The sequence below is a fragment of the Pseudomonas sp. O39 genome, assembly GCF_045447295.1.
In the GTDB taxonomy this organism is placed as follows: domain Bacteria; phylum Pseudomonadota; class Gammaproteobacteria; order Pseudomonadales; family Pseudomonadaceae; genus Aquipseudomonas; species Aquipseudomonas antarctica_A.
In genome coordinates, this window is sequence record NZ_JBJGXV010000013.1 from 34,184 (window position 1) to 50,045 (window position 15,862).

14 protein-coding genes are annotated in these 15,862 nt (G+C 56.4%); 7 read left to right on the top strand and 7 right to left on the bottom strand.

The window, feature by feature from the left end:
* Positions 1 to 9: 9 nt before the first annotated feature.
* The 4 genes from ACI77D_RS17475 to wecB form a co-directional block, all read right to left on the bottom strand.
* Positions 10 to 471, bottom strand: a complete 462-nt coding sequence (locus ACI77D_RS17475; protein ID WP_407017129.1) for a serine O-acetyltransferase — start codon at positions 469 to 471, stop codon at positions 10 to 12.
* Between the two features lie 2 nt (positions 472 to 473).
* Positions 474 to 1,718 carry a hypothetical protein gene (locus ACI77D_RS17480; protein ID WP_407017130.1) on the bottom strand — a complete coding sequence of 415 codons (1,245 nt, stop codon included), beginning with the start codon at positions 1,716 to 1,718 and terminating at the stop codon, positions 474 to 476.
* A gap of 136 nt (positions 1,719 to 1,854) precedes the next feature.
* On the bottom strand, positions 1,855 to 3,120 hold the full coding sequence (gene wecC, locus ACI77D_RS17485; protein ID WP_407017131.1) for a UDP-N-acetyl-D-mannosamine dehydrogenase: 1,266 nt from the start codon (positions 3,118 to 3,120) through the stop codon (positions 1,855 to 1,857).
* Positions 3,117 to 4,256 carry a non-hydrolyzing UDP-N-acetylglucosamine 2-epimerase gene (gene wecB / locus ACI77D_RS17490; protein WP_407017132.1) on the bottom strand — a complete coding sequence of 380 codons (1,140 nt, stop codon included), beginning with the start codon at positions 4,254 to 4,256 and terminating at the stop codon, positions 3,117 to 3,119. Before wecB ends, wecC begins: the two co-directional genes overlap by 4 nt.
* 1,025 nt (positions 4,257 to 5,281) lie before the next feature.
* On the opposite strand from wecB, the gene ACI77D_RS17495 reads away from it, so the two are divergent.
* Both ACI77D_RS17495 and ACI77D_RS17500 read left to right on the top strand, forming a co-directional pair.
* Positions 5,282 to 7,267, top strand: coding sequence for a polysaccharide biosynthesis protein (locus ACI77D_RS17495; RefSeq protein WP_407017171.1), 1,986 nt, complete (start codon positions 5,282 to 5,284; stop codon positions 7,265 to 7,267).
* Between the two features lie 110 nt (positions 7,268 to 7,377).
* Entirely contained in the window at positions 7,378 to 7,710 is a 333-nt protein-coding gene (locus ACI77D_RS17500) for a helix-hairpin-helix domain-containing protein (protein WP_221294267.1), read from the top strand.
* A 22-nt stretch (positions 7,711 to 7,732) separates the two neighbouring features.
* On the opposite strand, the gene ACI77D_RS17505 is transcribed toward ACI77D_RS17500, so the two are convergent.
* A complete protein-coding gene (locus ACI77D_RS17505; protein ID WP_221294268.1) occupies positions 7,733 to 8,311 on the bottom strand; it encodes a TetR/AcrR family transcriptional regulator in 579 nt (192 codons plus the stop codon).
* A gap of 133 nt (positions 8,312 to 8,444) precedes the next feature.
* Here ACI77D_RS17505 and ACI77D_RS17510 point away from each other — a divergent pair, with 133 nt between their 5' ends.
* Positions 8,445 to 9,089, top strand: coding sequence for a GntR family transcriptional regulator (locus tag ACI77D_RS17510; RefSeq protein ID WP_064451505.1), 645 nt, complete (start codon positions 8,445 to 8,447; stop codon positions 9,087 to 9,089).
* 15 nt (positions 9,090 to 9,104) lie between these two features.
* Positions 9,105 to 9,953, top strand: coding sequence for a DUF1989 domain-containing protein (locus ACI77D_RS17515; protein ID WP_262667396.1), 849 nt, complete (start codon positions 9,105 to 9,107; stop codon positions 9,951 to 9,953).
* A gap of 8 nt (positions 9,954 to 9,961) precedes the next feature.
* Here ACI77D_RS17515 and ACI77D_RS17520 read toward each other — a convergent pair whose 3' ends face one another.
* Together ACI77D_RS17520 and eat are read right to left on the bottom strand one after the other, a co-directional pair.
* Positions 9,962 to 10,129, bottom strand: a complete 168-nt coding sequence (locus ACI77D_RS17520; RefSeq protein WP_064502997.1) for a DUF2897 family protein — start codon at positions 10,127 to 10,129, stop codon at positions 9,962 to 9,964.
* A 111-nt stretch (positions 10,130 to 10,240) separates the two neighbouring features.
* The gene (gene eat / locus ACI77D_RS17525) at positions 10,241 to 11,605 is read right to left on the bottom strand and encodes an ethanolamine permease (RefSeq protein WP_407017133.1); all 1,365 of its coding nucleotides are present in this window, start codon (positions 11,603 to 11,605) and stop codon (positions 10,241 to 10,243) included.
* A 393-nt stretch (positions 11,606 to 11,998) separates the two neighbouring features.
* On the opposite strand from eat, the gene kdpF reads away from it, so the two are divergent.
* Genes kdpF through kdpB form a run of 3 tightly spaced genes read left to right on the top strand, consistent with a single transcriptional unit; the run spans position 11,999 to position 15,862 of the window.
* Positions 11,999 to 12,088, top strand: a complete 90-nt coding sequence (kdpF, locus tag ACI77D_RS17530; RefSeq protein WP_003218754.1) for a K(+)-transporting ATPase subunit F — start codon at positions 11,999 to 12,001, stop codon at positions 12,086 to 12,088.
* Between the two features lie 9 nt (positions 12,089 to 12,097).
* On the top strand, positions 12,098 to 13,792 hold the full coding sequence (kdpA, locus tag ACI77D_RS17535) for a potassium-transporting ATPase subunit KdpA (RefSeq protein ID WP_407017134.1): 1,695 nt from the start codon (positions 12,098 to 12,100) through the stop codon (positions 13,790 to 13,792).
* 18 nt (positions 13,793 to 13,810) lie between these two features.
* Positions 13,811 to 15,862 carry a potassium-transporting ATPase subunit KdpB gene (gene kdpB / locus ACI77D_RS17540; protein ID WP_407017172.1) on the top strand — a complete coding sequence of 684 codons (2,052 nt, stop codon included), beginning with the start codon at positions 13,811 to 13,813 and terminating at the stop codon, positions 15,860 to 15,862.

The following is a 15,862-nucleotide window of genomic DNA, read 5'->3' on the forward strand; positions in this document are numbered from 1 at the left end:
TTATTCATATCAGGGGCGTATGGCTTTATAGTCACTGGCCGTTTGCCCGACCACCTTGGCCGGTATCCCCACAACGATTGAGTTATCAGGCACGTCTTTCAATACGACCGCCGAAGCTCCAATTTGGCAGTTGTTTCCAATGGTGATATCACCAATGATTTTTGCCCCAGCTCCCAGGTAGCAGTTGTCGCCGATGACTGGGCAGCGATTGATCGCGCTGGTGACATAGCCCTCAGCGGCACCGATGGTGATGCCTTGGCCCAGGACACAGCCTTCGCCCACTTTTGCATTCGCATGAAGTACCACGCCAATGGCGCCATACGCGAAGATCGTGCCCTTACCGATCGTTGCGGAGATCGGAATGTATGAGTTGAACAGGAGGAAAATCACATTTCGAACGAGGCCCGGTAACACCGGTACTCGATGCCGGTGCAGCCAGTTGCCAACTCGATATAGTTTTACTGCGTTCACGGTTAAAACCTCAACGTGCGAAGGTCTGCGGGCCGAAGCCGTAGGGCTACTACTGCAATGATCATGATCGAGCACATATACAGTGCGGCCCAGATCAAGCTGAAGTCCGTCAAAAAGATCGCCAATGGCGAAATCAAGGCGACCCAGAAAACCACCGGCAACCAAATACCTGGGCGGCAGGTTACATGCAGGAATAACAAGTAGGCCGAGAACCCTATGGCGTAAAACAACTCGGCCTGTTTCAGGTCTTGAACAAACAGGAGCATGCCCGCGATTGCCAGCGGGGCAATGATCAGGTTGGCCACAATGACTTTACGGTGCAGGCCGGAGGCGACCAGGTATCGCTCCGTAACGACCGCCCAGTACAAGACCGGCAGGCAGGGCAGCATCACCAGGTAGGCCGAATACCGAGGGAACAGCCAAACAGCCGCGTAACCGGAAAGCCCTACCAGTGCGAAGTAGAAAATAGCGACTGAGCTGATGATTCTATATTGCGTCTGGCGTTGCCCGCCCGAGACGAATGCGACAAAGATTGCCCTGACATTGATGGGGAACAGGCTGGTCGCTGATTGAATAATCGAGACAATCACCCGGAACAATCCAAGGTCGCGCACGGGCAGGCTCTTCGAAAGAATGAAAGGCAGGATGTTTGTGAACAGGTTGAACACCAAGGTGATGGATATCATTTTGGGTAACAGCAACAGGACCCGCTGGCAGGCCTGCAAGAGCTGTTTGCCGACGGGCAGTTTCGCACCATTGGAAAACAGCACCGCCACTGCAAACAGGCACGGAATCAAATTGGTCAGGATCAATATGTCGACGATGGTCAGCGGCACTATCTGTTGGTAGCTGATAAAGAGGAGTGTGAAGAAAACAAAGAGGAATATAACCAGATAGCCGACGATCCAGCGCTGCAAGCGCAACCCGAACAGCGAGAGCAGGCAGGCCGAACTCAGCAGCATCACCCCAAGCAGAATCGGGTTGCCAATGTGATCAATCAGATTCACAGCGCTGAACAGTAAAAAAATCAGCACCGCTATAAATAGCGAGGTCATCAGAATGTACTCGGCTTCCACACTGGCAATCAGCTGTTCGTTGACAATGTCCAAGAGCTTCTGAAATAAAAATACCAATACGTTGGCCTTGATAAATGCGCCATACGCTTCCAAACCGTAAAGTCCAGGAATCACAAAGTTAACAACCAGGCCACTTATCAGTGTCAGCACCTGGATCAGCAGATTGACCATGCCAGAACCTCTTCATCCTCATCATGACAAATGCAATTGCATGATCATCTAACAACCGTGCGACGTTCAATGCACGGAAACCGACGTCATACCAACGGCCTGCGTCGGTTTCCAAACAGGCTTTCTCAAGCGTTGTTCAAGCCCACACGCCGCGCGTATCGATGACTTTGAGCGATGACAGGCGGCTGCCAGGGATGCTCCTGAACGCGCTGTGATCGACCAGCAGAACAATCACGTGCGCAGATGACAGTGCCTGGTCAATTCCGTTCAGGGTTGCAATACCTTCCAGGCGAGCGGGCAAGCGCTCGATGTTCGGTTCAACAGCCAGAACAGTGCCGGGATGGGCGTTGGCGATGTGAGCGGTGATATCGACGGATGGGCTCTCGCGCAGATCATCGATGTCCGGCTTGAAGGCGAGACCCAGGCAGGCGACCGTAACATCCCTGGCCGTTTTAGATGGGTTCTCCTGCAGGAATTGGCCGATGGCCAGTTGAATCTGGGCCAGCACCCACTTTGGCTTGCTGTCATTCACTTCCCGTGCAGTGCGGATCAACCGCGCCTCGGCCGGTGTTTTACTGACGATGAACCAGGGGTCGACAGCTATGCAATGGCCGCCTACGCCAGGGCCGGGCTGCAGGATATTGACGCGGGGGTGGTGATTCGCCAGGCGTATCAGTTCCCAGACGTTGATGTCGAGTTTGTCGCAGATCATCGACAGCTCGTTGGCAAATGCAATGTTCACATCGCGAAAGCTGTTTTCCGTAAGTTTGCACATCTCTGCGGTGCGTGCATCAGTGATGATGCATTCACCCTCGACGAAGGTTTTATACAGGCGCTGCGCAGCTTCTGAACATTTGGTGGTCAACCCGCCGATAATGCGATCATTTTCAATCAGCTCGCGCAGTACGTGACCCGGCAGCACGCGCTCGGGACAATGCGCAATACGGATGTCTGATTCTGTGCCATGGGTTTGCGGGAATGTCAGGTCAGGCCGGGCTTCGGCCAGCCATGCAGACATTTGCTCCGTCGCACCGACGGGGGAGGTCGACTCCAGAATGACCAGGTCGCCTTTTTTCAGGACCGGAGCAATGGCTTTGCTGGCCGATTCGATATAGGAAAGATCGGGTTCGTGATCACCCTTGAAAGGGGTTGGAACGGCAATCAGAAAGGCATCGGCCGGTTCTGCTGTTGTCGTTGCCCGTAAATAGCCTTCGGTGACGGCAGCGCGTACGACGATGTCCAGATCCGGTTCGATAATATGGATTTCGCCCCGGTTGATGGTTGCCACGGCGTTCGCGTTGACGTCGACGCCAATGACTTTTTTCTTGCGTGCAGCGAAAACTGCCGCCGTGGGAAGTCCTATATAGCCGAGGCCGACTACAGAAACAGTTTCAAAACTCATGAATTAGCCTTTTTAATTCGTGAAAGTGCATCGAGAATTCTTACGCATGCCTTTCCGTCACCATAGGGGTTGTGGGCGAAGCTCATTTGGCTATAGGCGTCACTGTCGGTCAGCAGAACCCTCAAATTAGTGGTAATGACCTCAGTTTCGGTACCGACGAGTTTTACCGTCCCCGCCTCGACTGCCTCTGGGCGCTCGGTGGTGTCACGCATCACCAACACAGGTTTACCTAAAGACGGGGCTTCTTCCTGAATGCCGCCTGAATCGCTCAGGATCAAATAGGATCGATCCATCAGGTACACAAAGGGCAGATAATCCAGGGGTTCAATCAGATGGACATTTTCGATGTCGGCCAATAGTCGATTGACCGGTTCGCGCACGTTCGGATTCAGGTGAACGGGGTAAACAATCTCGACATCGGGGAAGTCCCTGGCGGTATTGATCAACGCTTGGCAGATTTTTTCAAAGCCGCCCCCGAAACTTTCGCGGCGATGACCGGTGACCAGGATCACTCGCCTGCCTTCACCCAAAAATGAGAACTGTCGTTGAAACTGCTGTTTCAGGGTCTGACAGGTCTTGATCCGTTCCACGACGTCCAGCAAAGCATCAATGACGGTGTTGCCGGTGACATGGATGCTTTGGGGGGCGACCCCTTCCCTCAGCAGGTTCTGCCGGGATGTTTCAGTGGGCGCGAAGTGCACGGCAGCGATCGCGCCAGTCAGCTTGCGGTTTGCTTCCTCGGGCCATGGCGAATAGAGATTGCCTGTGCGCAGGCCGGCCTCAACGTGAGCCACGGGAATCTGGTGGTAGTAGGCGGCTAATGTGGTGGCGAACGTCGTTGCTGTATCGCCATGGACGAGGACGATATCCGGCTTGAATGCAGAGAAGACTGCTTTCATCCCTTGCAGGATGGCACTCGTGACGTCCGTCAAATCCTGGCCGGACTTCATGATGTTCAAATCAAAATCAGGCGTGACTTCGAAGAGCTTGAGCACTTGGTCGAGCATTTCTCGATGCTGGCCAGTCACACAAACCTTGGCATCGAAGCGCTCATCTGCTGCAAGGTTCAGCGCCAAGGGAGCCATTTTGATTGCTTCAGGTCGCGTGCCGAACACACACAAGGTTTTTAAAGTCATCGCTATACCGCTGCTAAAAAATAAGGTTCTACGCACGCTTACATCATAATCCGCGGATTAGGGTGCCGTTTGTTTTGATACGCTTTTGCACACGGCCCGCCCCGGCGTAGAGCCTCCAGGCATTACGCATGTGCGCGAGCAAAGGCTGTTCAGTAAGTAGTGCGTATACTCTAAAGTATCCTCATCATCCTGATCCAGGGCGAAAAAAGCTCGCATTTGATTTACTTACTTAGACTCGAAGAAAGATCGCGAAGTGGCATTTTTATCATTTAAATCAACCGTCCAGTTCATTTAATTCGACTATTTTTGTTGGGGTGAACGCCTTCAGACTTTTCCTACGCCGTTCCTTGCTGTAGCGACGAGAGGTAAAGCGCTGCGGAGTATACCCTTGATGGAAGCTTTTTTTCCAAGGCTGCAACGGAATAGATGTTCGGCCTGTCTCCCCAAGCGCCTTAGCACTGGACTATCAGATCATGGGAATTAGACTAACCTGGATAAACCGCTAGTGGATCTCGAGGGTGATATCCGATTGTGATGCTTACCTGAGAGGCGACCATTTTCTGTTACACTTTCCGTGGCTGGAATGTTGCTATGCTTGCTAATGATACAGTTGCGGCTGCAGAGTACCGGCCTCAGCTTAGACAGTTTGTCTGGCGTCCGCCATTTTTTGCTTATGGGCATCCAGATTTTGCGGGGAGAAGCTCACACCTGGCGCGCTTTTTTTGCCCAGACAGGGGATTTCAAAGGATTTCTGACACAACACAGGTATCATCCTATTCGTGGTGCCTACTGGAGATGACGAGCACCGCCTTGGCACTTTCAGTACAGGTACGGCTTATCTATCCCGAGGACAGGTCATCGGGAAATGAGGTTTTTCTGAAAGGGGATTTTTTGGTGCCGTTGTCGCGTCTGTACAGTCTTTATTCAGTACAGGTCATTCATCGTAGATCACCATTTTCGTCGACTTGCCGGCAGGGTTTGGATTTCAGGAGTTTGAAAAAGTGTTCGATAAGGGCCTGGATAAGATGAGAGTTTTTTTGTTGAGTCTCCCGCGCCGCCACAAGCGTATTCTTCAAGTGCTTGCCGATATTTTATTGGTGTGGATTTCATTGTGGTTAGCCTTCGTGGTCCGACTCGGCATCGCCGAAATGGAAGAACCGATCCATCGATATTTGTGGTTGTTTTTGAGTGCGCCGGTTATCGCCATTCCCCTGTATGTTCGCTTTGGCATGTACCGCGCGGTCATGCGTTACTTTGGCAACGACGCACTTATTACCATCATCAAGGCGGTGAGCCTTTCGTCACTCATACTGGGTTTGGTTGTATATCTTTACAGCAACCATCAGTATGTTGTTCCTCGCTCGGTGATTTTCAATTATTGGTGGTTATGCCTGATCACCATTGGCGGGCTGCGGCTAGCGATGCGCCAATATTTCCTGGGTGATTGGTTCGTCGCAACGCAACATGTTCCTTTTACCAATCGTGATGATGGGTTAACGAAAGTAGCCATTTACGGGGCAGGATCTGCGGGTAATCAACTGGTCGCCGCGTTGCGCATGGGTCGGATCATGCGACCGGTCGCCTTTATCGACGACGACGGCAGTATTGCAGGCCGTGTGATATCCGGTCTGCAGGTGTTCAAGCCCAAGCATATCCAGCAGATGATCGACTCAACGGGCGCCCAACAAATATTACTGGCGGTGCCTTCGGCGAGCCGCGGGCGAAGACGTGAGATCCTCTCCAATCTGGAGCGATTTCCCCTGCACGTGCGCAGCGTTCCGGACTTCATGGACTTGGCCAGTGGCCGCGTCAAGGTACACGATATTCAAGAAGTCGATATTGCAGACTTGTTGGGGCGTGACGCAGTGTCAGCCCAGGAAGACCTGCTCGAACGTTGCATTGTTGGCCAGTGTGTCATGGTCACCGGTGCCGGGGGATCTATTGGGTCGGAACTGTGTCGGCAGATCCTGGCGCTCAAGCCCAAGACATTACTCTTGTTCGAACACAGTGAATTCAATCTCTACAGTATCCTGTCTGAACTTGAGCATCGTGCTGCGCATGAGTCACTGCCCATTAAGCTATTGCCGATCTTGGGGTCTGTGCGCGACGAGCGTAAATTACTTGACGTCATGAAGAGTTGGCACGTTGACACGGTTTATCATGCAGCTGCGTATAAGCACGTGCCGATTGTTGAGCACAATATTGCCGAAGGCGTTTTGAATAACATTATTGGCACTTTGAATACCGCCCAGGCAGCATTGAAAGCCGGTGTGGTGAATTTTGTACTGATTTCCACCGACAAGGCTGTTCGACCGACCAATGTGATGGGGAGTACCAAGCGCCTTGCAGAATTAGCCTTGCAGGCCCTGAGTCTTGAGAAAGCGCCGGTAATGTTTGGCGATAAGTCTGGTGTGGCACGTGTCAACAAGACGCGCTTCACCATGGTCAGGTTTGGCAACGTATTGGGTTCTTCCGGCTCCGTGATTCCGCTTTTTCACCGGCAGATCAAGGCGGGCGGTCCGTTGACCGTCACGCACCCAAAAATTACGCGTTATTTCATGACCATTCCCGAAGCTGCCCAACTGGTGATCCAGGCCGGTTCCATGGGGCAGGGAGGGGACGTATTCGTACTGGACATGGGTGAGCCGGTAAAAATTGTAGAACTTGCGGAAAAGATGATTCACTTGTCCGGGCTGAGTGTGCGCACTGATAAAAACCCCCATGGCGACATAGCGATCGAGTTCACCGGGCTGCGCCCAGGCGAGAAGCTCTACGAGGAGTTGCTGATAGGCGATAACGTTGTTGCTACCCAGCACCCGATGATCATGAGTGCTAACGAGGATCATCTGGCATGGGACGTACTCAAAGGCAAACTGAGTGAATTGCTTACCGCGGTAAGTGAGGATGACTACACCCGCGTTCGTCAGATCCTGCGCGAAACCGTGAGCGGGTATACGCCAGACGGCGAAATCGTCGATTGGATCTACCAGCAGCGCCGTTTGGAACCGTGATTTAACACCCTGTTACTCACCCATTTTTGACTCTTCGCTCACATCACCTAAGTTAGAAAGGCAGCTTCGGAAAGCTGCTTTTCTTCTATTGATGTCATGGAGCGTCACCAATGCAAAAAACCTATATCTCTTCCCTGATCTTTGCCTTCCTCGCGAGCATCTCCGTAGCGACCACGGCTGCCCCTTCCGTCAAAACCGAAGCCCCCACCCCGATCACTGCACAGATGACCAAGGTTGAGCAGTCTGCCAAGGTCAACCTGAACGCTGCCGATGCAGAAACCCTGCGTCGGGACCTGTTCGGTATTGGCGCTGCCAAGGCGAAGGCGATCATCGCCTATCGTGAAAGTAATGGCCCCTTCACGGCGGTGGATGAGTTGTTGGAAGTAAAGGGTATCGGTAAGGCGTTGCTGGAGAAGAACCGCGACAGGTTGGTGATCAACTAAGGGACATAGTTGAAGAGGCCGGTCAGTGACCGGCCTTTTCTTGCTCTGAAACCTGCGCTTTCAATTTGGTGCGCACCACATTCAAGATCTGCGTTGCCAACTCTGCACTTTCGACACTCCTGGCCAGTACCAGTGCGCCTACCAATGTCGACATCATCATCAGGCTTTGCTCATGGGCGTCCGCGTTTCCCAAGGCCGCTTCGACCTGCTTCAACCGAGCCCCAAGCACTGCATCCGTGGTCGGGCTAGGCTGGCCTCTCAGGCCCAATTCCGAAGACATGGTCGGTAGCGGGCAGCCTTTATCCGGCGAGGTCTGGTGCCTCTCGGACAGGTAACTGTCTATGAATGCATCCAGCGGTCGTTCTTGGCTGAACAGCATTTCGCAATGTGCATCCAGTTCTGCAGCAGTAGCCTGCAGGGCTTTTTCCACCAGCTCATCCTTGGATTTGAAATGTGCGTAGAACCCGCCGTGCGTCAGGTTCAAAGCCTTCATCAAGGGTTGCAGCCCGGTGGCCCCAATGCCGTCGCGGCGAAAGCGTACGGAGGCTTCCTTGATGATGCGTTGGTGAGTCTGGGCTTTATGGTCTGCTGAATAACGCATAGGACTGCCTCGGGAGCGAGCGCGTATTTTAACGAAGTTGAACCTATTTACCCATCCGGACAACGTGCATCTGCGTTGGCATGAAAAGTGATTACATTTGGTTCAGTGATTGTTCAACAATCTTGAGGTGGTCATGGCGCTTAGTTTGTCTTTAGCCGATCAGATTGCGCTCGAGTTGCGTGCCGACATTATGGGTGGACGCCTGTTACCTGGGATGGCGCTGGTCGAGGTAGATCTGGTCAAGGCCTATAACGCATCGCGGAATACGATCCGCGAAGCGTTGCACCGTTTGGGGCAGGAGGGCCTCACCCGCTATGTGCGCAACAAAGGGGTGATGGTTCGGCGGCTGGAGCGCGACGAAGTGCGTGACCTGTTCGTCGTGCGCCGCACCCTTGAGTTGCAGGCCATTGCCCAAAGCCGTGCGCTTACGCACGACCAGGTCGAGCGTATGCAAAGCGCCATCGAGGCCACCACGCTGGCCCGGGAGCGTGAAGACTGGCGCGCTGTGGCGACTCACAGCCTGGTGTTCCACCAGCAGATTGTCGCGCTGATGCGCAGCCCATTGTTCGATGAGTTTTTCGCCCAGGTCATTGCCCAACTGCGCCTGGTGTTTTGCGCTGCTCCCGATGAGCAACGCTTCCAGTCACCCTGGCTGGAGCGAGACCGCGAGATTTACGCGTTATTGGCCCAAGGGGATAAACCGGCGGCAGGCACAGCGATGAGCGTGTACCTGGAGGATTCGGAACGTCTGTCATTGGCCCTGTTTACCCAACCCTGATTGAGGAACCGCATCATGTACAAAGACTATCCGGCCGCTTATCAGGTCAGCAAAGGCTCGGCGCTGCAAGTGGACACAGCGTTCTACGAACGTATTCGCGACCAGGCGGATAAACGTACTTTGGTTGAGCAGTTTGAGGTGCCGATTCGCACGGGGAGGGCGTGGAAAGTGCCGGCTGGGCAGGTGTTCCGTGTCACCACTCCGGTGGGCCCGCAGGTAGGTGACTTCAACGTGTGGAACGCCAATGACCCTCGCGAACGGTTATGGGCGGCGCGCACGCGGCAGTTGCAAGGTGCCCATGTCAGTACCCATGACCGGTTGTGGTCGAACCTGCCCTTTCTGCGGCCTTTGGTAACCATCACCGATGACAGCCTGGCGAGCTATGGCATTGATGAACATGGCGGGCGCCTGCATGACTTGCTCGGTACGCGCTGTGATCCGTATGTGAACCGAATGCTGACCGGCGAAGACTTCCATCACCATTGCCACTCCAACTTGACTCGAGCTGTATTGCCCCACGGTCTGACAGAGTTCGACGTGCACGACGTGCTGAATATTTTCCAGTGCACCGGCCTCAATCACGACGACATGTACTTCATGAAAGCCTGCCCGGCACAGAAGGGCGATTACCTGGAGTTTTTTGCCGAGATCGATTTGCTGTGTGCGCTGTCGACGTGCCCTGGCGGGGATCTGTCGCTGCCAATGTGGGGGCCGGACGCGCAGGACCCACTGACGGTGTGCCGCCCATTGGGTGTTGAGATTTATCGATTGGAGGATGAGTTACTCAAGGGCTGGAGCCAGCCCGAACGTGCGGCCTATAAAGGCCAGCACGGGTTGCATATTGCCAAGGCGGATTGGGAGTAACTCAAGACTCAGCGATCTTGCGCATCCTTGGCATCCGCCTGCGCGTTGCGATCGGCTACGCGTTTGCGTTGTTCGTCGGTGAGTTCCACCTTGTTGGCGCTGTCACGCAGCATCAGCAGCCCACCGACGATCGACCCGATCGCTACCACTAAAATCAACCACGCATACCACGGCATAAGGCTCTCCTTGAGACGGACTACCGTGGGAGAATTTTCCCACGGTAATAACTGCTTTGAGTAACAGGCTTTCTTAGTAGTTCATTGTAGGCCTGTTCCGCCCCGATAACCTTAGAGCCCGGTCAGCATCGCATCCGCCGGTGCATCGGCACGGTCTTGTGCGGTCAGCTGGAAGTAGATGAACCCTACGACCATAAAGCCTAAAAAGATCAGCCCGATCAGCGCGTTGAACCAAGCCATGGCCACCAGGCACACCACCGCCAGCACCAGCGCGATGCCCGGCACGATCGGATAACCCGGTGCGTGAAACGTGCGTTCCAGCAGCGGTTCAGTCTTACGCAGTTTGAACAGGCTGAGCATGCTCATGATGTACATCACAATGGCACCGAACACGGCCATGGTAATCATCGCTGCCGTCAGCGTCATACCGCCCAAGTTGATGAGGCCGTCACTGTAGATGGCGGCGATACCGACCACGCCGCCGGCAATGATTGCGCGGTGCGGTGTTTGAAAACGCGACAATTTGGCCAGGAAAGAGGGCAGGTAACCGGCACGGGCCAGGGCAAAGAACTGGCGCGAATAACCCAGGATGATGCCGTGGAAGCTGGCGACCAGGCCGAACAGGCCGATCCACACCAGCATATGCAGCCAGCCGGAGCTGTCACCCACCACGGCTTTCATGGCTTGCGGCAACGGGTCGTTGATGTTCGACAGGGTGCGCCAGTCGCCCACGCCGCCGGCGAAGAACATCACACCCATGGCCAGGACTACCAGGGTCAGAATGCCGCTGATGTAGGCCTTTGGAATGGTGCGCTTGGGATCTTTCGCTTCTTCGGCGGCCATGGCCGCGCCTTCGATGGCGAGGAAGAACCAGATGGCGAAAGGAATGGCGGCAAACATCCCGCCAATCGCTGGAGCACCAAAGGTGTCAGAACCGGCCCAGCCATTGAGGGCGAAGTTGCTGAAGCTGAACGCTGGCGCGACCACCCCCATAAATACCAACAACTCCGCGACGGCGAGCACGCATACCACCAGTTCGAAAGTCGCCGCGAGTTTCACCCCGAGAATGTTCAGGCCCATGAAGACGATGTAGGCACCGACGGCCGCGTGTTTTGGGTCGAGTGCCGGAAACTGCACATTCAGGTAGGCGCCGATAGCCAAGGCAATGGCGGGCGGAGCGAAGACAAATTCGATCAATGTCGCGAGCCCTGCGATCAAGCCGCCTTTCTCACCAAAAGCGCGACGGCTGTAGGCAAACGGGCCACCCGCATGAGGAATAGCGGTAGTCAGCTCGGTGAAGCTGAATATAAAGCAGGTGTACATGGCGGCGACCATCAACGACGTCACCAAAAAGCCCAGCGTACCGGCCACGCCCCAGCCGTAGCTCCAGCCAAAGTATTCGCCGGAAATCACCAGCCCGACGGCAATACCCCACAAGTGCAAGGTGCCCAAGGTAGGTTTGAGTTGTGTGTTCATCGTGTAGCGCTCCCTGAACGGTTTGGAATGATTCAGGGTGTTGCAGCGGCCATGCCACTGTGCGATTCCGTGTCGTAAAGACGCCGAACTGTCGCCGAGAAGATCGTTTGGCGTTTGAAAATTTCTGTCATTGCACCAGTTAAGGGCGGTGGTGGTTGAACTGCCGCCATCGCGGGCAAGCCCGGCTCCCACCTGGGGTTGTGGTCAACTGTGGGCGCCGGGCTTGCCCGCGATGAGGCCGCAACAGTCAAAACACCCCCCTGTAAACCCCGCATAAACCCACTCTTTACGCCGTCTTTACGGCCTGACCATACCCTCGCTCTCGTTCCTTTACGCCACTCCTGCCGACAATTGACCCACACGCGGCAATCGCCGCAAAACGGAGAGACTTCCATGAGCGTTCTGGACGGGGTGTCACTGCTATTGGCCGTGGCGCTGTTCATTTATCTGCTGGTTGCGCTGTTACGCGCGGATCGGAACTAGGAGCAGGCTATGCACAGTTATGACTATTGGCTGATCATCGCCTTCTTTGCCGTGGTGCTGGTGCCGGCACCGTTCCTGGGGCGGTTCTACTACAAGGTGATGGAAGGCCAGCGCACCTGGCTGTCGCCGGTCCTCGGCCCTGTCGAGCGGGTGTGCTATCGCCTGTCGGGCGTGGACGAGCATCAAGAACAGAGCTGGCAGAAATACACGCTGGCGTTGCTGGCCTTCAACCTGGCTGGTTTTGTACTGTTATTCGCGATCTTGTTGTTCCAGGACTATCTCCCACTGAACCCGCAGAAATTGCCGGGTCAGGAGTGGACGCTGGCGTTCAACACGGCGGTCAGTTTCATGACCAACACCAACTGGCAGAACTACAGCGGCGAAGCCTCTCTGAGCTACCTCAGCCAGATGGTCGGTCTCACGGTGCAGAACTTCGTCAGCGCGGCCACCGGTCTGGCAGTCCTTGTCGCCCTGTGCCGTGGTATCGGTCGCAAATCCACCAAGACGTTGGGCAACTTCTGGGTCGACATGACCCGCGTCACCCTCTACGGCCTGCTGCCGATGTGCCTGGTGTTCGCGTTGTTCCTGGTCTGGCAGGGCGTGCCGCAAACCTTCGCTCACTATGCGAACGCGGTGACCCTGCAAGGCGTTGACCAGTTGATCCCACTGGGCCCGGCTGCAAGTCAGATTGCGATCAAGCAGTTGGGCACCAATGGTGGCGGCTTCTTCGGTGTCAACTCTGCGCACCCGTTTGAAAACCCGACTGCCTGGGCCAACCTGTTCGAGTTGTCGGCGATCATCCTGATCCCGGTGGCGCTGGTGTTCACCTTCGGCCACTACGTGAAGGACCTGCGTCAGAGCCGCGCGATTCTCGGTTGCATGCTGGCCCTGTTCCTGATCGGCGGCGCGACCTCGCTGTGGGCCGAATACCAGCCCAACCCGACCCTGAACAATCCAGCCGTGGAACAAACCGCGCCGCTGGAAGGTAAAGAAGTGCGCTTCGGCACCACCGCCACGGTGTTGTGGTCGGTCACCACCACAGCGGCGTCCAATGGTTCGGTCAACGGCATGCACGACAGCCTCAACCCGCTGAGCGGGATGGTGGCACTGGTCAACATGATGGTCGGCGAAGTGATCTTCGGCGGCGTCGGTGCCGGTATGTACGGCATGTTGCTCAACGTGTTGATCGCCGTGTTCCTCGCCGGCTTGATGATTGGCCGTACCCCGGAATACCTGGGCAAGAAGCTCCAGGCCAAGGAAGTGCAGTTGCTGGTGGTGACGTTACTGGTCATGCCGATCGGCACGCTGGTACTGGGCGCCATCGCCGCCAGCCTGCCTGGTCCGGCGGGTGCCATCAGCAACCCTGGCCCTCACGGTTTCAGCCAATTGTTGTATGCCTACACCTCGGCCAGTGCCAACAACGGTTCGGCGTTCGGCGGCTTCAGTGCCAACACCACGTTCCACAACCTGATGATGTCACTGGGTATGTTGATCGGCCGCTTCGGCTACATCCTCCCGGTACTGGCCCTGGCCGGCAGCCTGGCGATGAAGAAGACCGCACCGATTGGCCAGAACAGCTTCCCGACCCATGGCCCGCTGTTCGTGACCCTGTTGACCGTGACCATTTTGCTGGTGGGCGGCCTGACCTTCCTGCCGACGCTGGCACTGGGCCCAATTGCTGAACATCTGAGCATGGGCTTCTAAGGGGATATGAAAATGAATATGCCTGCAAAAAATGCCACTCCCGTGAACACTCAGGAGTCGCCAAAAACCGCCATGTCGGCCCTGTGGCGCCCGGCGCTGGTCCAGGCTTTCGTCAAGCTGGACCCGCGCCAACTGCAACGCTCGCCAGTAATGCTGGTGGTCGAATTGACCGCCATGCTGACCACCGTGCTGTGCTTTGTGCCTGACACCAGTGTGCCGACCTTCGTCGCCGTGCAAATCGCCGTGTGGTTGTGGTTCACCGTGCTGTTCGCCAACTTCGCCGAAGCCTTGGCCGAAGGTCGTGGCAAGGCCCGCGCCGACAGCCTTAAAGCCGGCAGCGAAGGCCTCAGCGCGCGCCGCAAGGAGGCCGACGGCAGCTTCAAGGTCGTACCGGCCACCAGCCTGCGTAAAGGCGACGTGGTACGCGTCGCCGCCGGGGAAATGATCCCCGGTGACGGCGAGGTCATCGAAGGTATCGCCGCAGTCAACGAAGCGGCGATTACCGGCGAGTCCGCGCCGGTGATCCGCGAGTCCGGCGGTGACCGTTCGGCCGTCACCGGCAACACACGGCTGGTCTCGGACTGGTTGCTGGTGCGCATCACCGTCAACCCGGGCGAGTCCACGCTGGACCGCATGATCGCCCTGGTGGAAGGCGCCAAACGCCAGAAAACCCCCAACGAAGTCGCGCTGGATATCCTGCTGATCGGCCTGACGCTGATCTTCCTGCTGGTGGTGGTCACGCTGCAGCCGTTCGCTCACTTCGCCAATGGCAGCTTGCCGCTGGTGTTCCTGGTCGCACTGCTGGTGACGCTGATTCCTACCACCATCGGCGGCCTGTTATCAGCCATCGGTATCGCCGGTATGGACCGGCTGGTACGCCTCAATGTGATCGCCAAGTCCGGGCGTGCCGTGGAAGCGGCGGGTGACGTGCATGTGTTGTTGCTGGACAAGACCGGCACCATTACCTTCGGTAACCGTCGCTGTGCCGCAGTAATCGCGGCGCCCGGCGTCAGTGGCCGGGACTTGGCTGAAGGGGCGCTGCTGGCGTCCCTGGCGGATGACACGGCTGAAGGTAAATCCATCGTCGAATACCTGCGTGCCTTGCACCCGCAAGCCGAGCCTACCCTGGACCAACTGACCTCCGTGCCGTTCAGTGCTGAAACGCGCCTGTCCGGTGTCGACTATCAGGGCCGTGTGTTCCGTAAAGGCGCCGTCGATTCGCTGCTGGCGTTTATCGGCCAACAACGCCGCGACCTGCAACCGGCACTGTCGCGGGAAATCGACAAGATCGCCCAGAGCGGCGGCACGCCGTTGCTGGTGTGCGCCGATGGCAAATTGCTCGGTGCGATCCATCTGAAGGACGTGGTCAAACCCGGCATCCGCGAACGTTTCGCCGAACTGCGCAAACTGGGGATTCGCACCGTGATGGTGACGGGCGACAACCCGCTGACCGCTGCCGCGATTGCCGCTGAAGCCGGTGTGGATGACGTGCTGGCTGAAGCCACCCCTGAGAAAAAACTCGCGCGCATTCGTCATGAGCAAAACGACGGTCGCCTGGTTGCGATGTGCGGCGACGGTGCCAACGATGCGCCGGCACTGGCCCAGGCCGACGTCGGCATGGCAATGAATGATGGTACTCAGGCTGCTCGCGAAGCCGCCAACATGGTCGACCTTGACAGCGACCCGACCAAGCTGCTGGACGTGGTGCAGATCGGCAAGGAGTTGCTGGTGACTCGCGGCGCGTTGACGACCTTTTCCATCGCCAACGACGTGGCCAAATACTTCGCGATCCTGCCGGCGCTGTTCGCCTCGATCTACCCGCAACTGGGCGTGCTCAACGTGATGCACTTGCAGAGCCCGCAGAGCGCGATTCTCTCGGCCATCGTGTTCAACGCCCTGATCATCGTGGTGCTGATTCCCCTGGCGTTGCGCGGTGTGCGCGTACAGGCGGCGAGTGCGGCGGCGTTGCTGCGTCGCAACCTGCTGATCTACGGGCTGGGCGGGATCCTGGTGCCGTTCGTGGGCATCAAGGCGATCGACATGCTGCTGACGGCGCTGCACCTGGTTTGA

What these genes read in the sequence shown, in the direction of transcription:
- wecC (WP_407017131.1), bottom strand. Translation starts at nt 3,120, where the DNA reads ATGAGTTTTGAAACTGTTTCTGTAGTCGGCCTCGGCTATATAGGACTT.
- kdpA (WP_407017134.1), top strand. Translation starts at nt 12,098, where the DNA reads ATGCACAGTTATGACTATTGGCTGATCATCGCCTTCTTTGCCGTGGTG.
- eat (WP_407017133.1), bottom strand. Translation starts at nt 11,605, where the DNA reads ATGAACACACAACTCAAACCTACCTTGGGCACCTTGCACTTGTGGGGT.
- wecB (WP_407017132.1), bottom strand. Translation starts at nt 4,256, where the DNA reads ATGACTTTAAAAACCTTGTGTGTGTTCGGCACGCGACCTGAAGCAATC.
- kdpB (WP_407017172.1), top strand. Translation starts at nt 13,811, where the DNA reads ATGCCTGCAAAAAATGCCACTCCCGTGAACACTCAGGAGTCGCCAAAA.
- ACI77D_RS17495 (WP_407017171.1), top strand. Translation starts at nt 5,282, where the DNA reads ATGAGAGTTTTTTTGTTGAGTCTCCCGCGCCGCCACAAGCGTATTCTT.
- ACI77D_RS17505 (WP_221294268.1), bottom strand. Translation starts at nt 8,311, where the DNA reads ATGCGTTATTCAGCAGACCATAAAGCCCAGACTCACCAACGCATCATC.
- ACI77D_RS17500 (WP_221294267.1), top strand. Translation starts at nt 7,378, where the DNA reads ATGCAAAAAACCTATATCTCTTCCCTGATCTTTGCCTTCCTCGCGAGC.
- ACI77D_RS17515 (WP_262667396.1), top strand. Translation starts at nt 9,105, where the DNA reads ATGTACAAAGACTATCCGGCCGCTTATCAGGTCAGCAAAGGCTCGGCG.
- ACI77D_RS17520 (WP_064502997.1), bottom strand. Translation starts at nt 10,129, where the DNA reads ATGCCGTGGTATGCGTGGTTGATTTTAGTGGTAGCGATCGGGTCGATC.
- ACI77D_RS17510 (WP_064451505.1), top strand. Translation starts at nt 8,445, where the DNA reads ATGGCGCTTAGTTTGTCTTTAGCCGATCAGATTGCGCTCGAGTTGCGT.
- ACI77D_RS17480 (WP_407017130.1), bottom strand. Translation starts at nt 1,718, where the DNA reads ATGGTCAATCTGCTGATCCAGGTGCTGACACTGATAAGTGGCCTGGTT.
- kdpF (WP_003218754.1), top strand. Translation starts at nt 11,999, where the DNA reads ATGAGCGTTCTGGACGGGGTGTCACTGCTATTGGCCGTGGCGCTGTTC.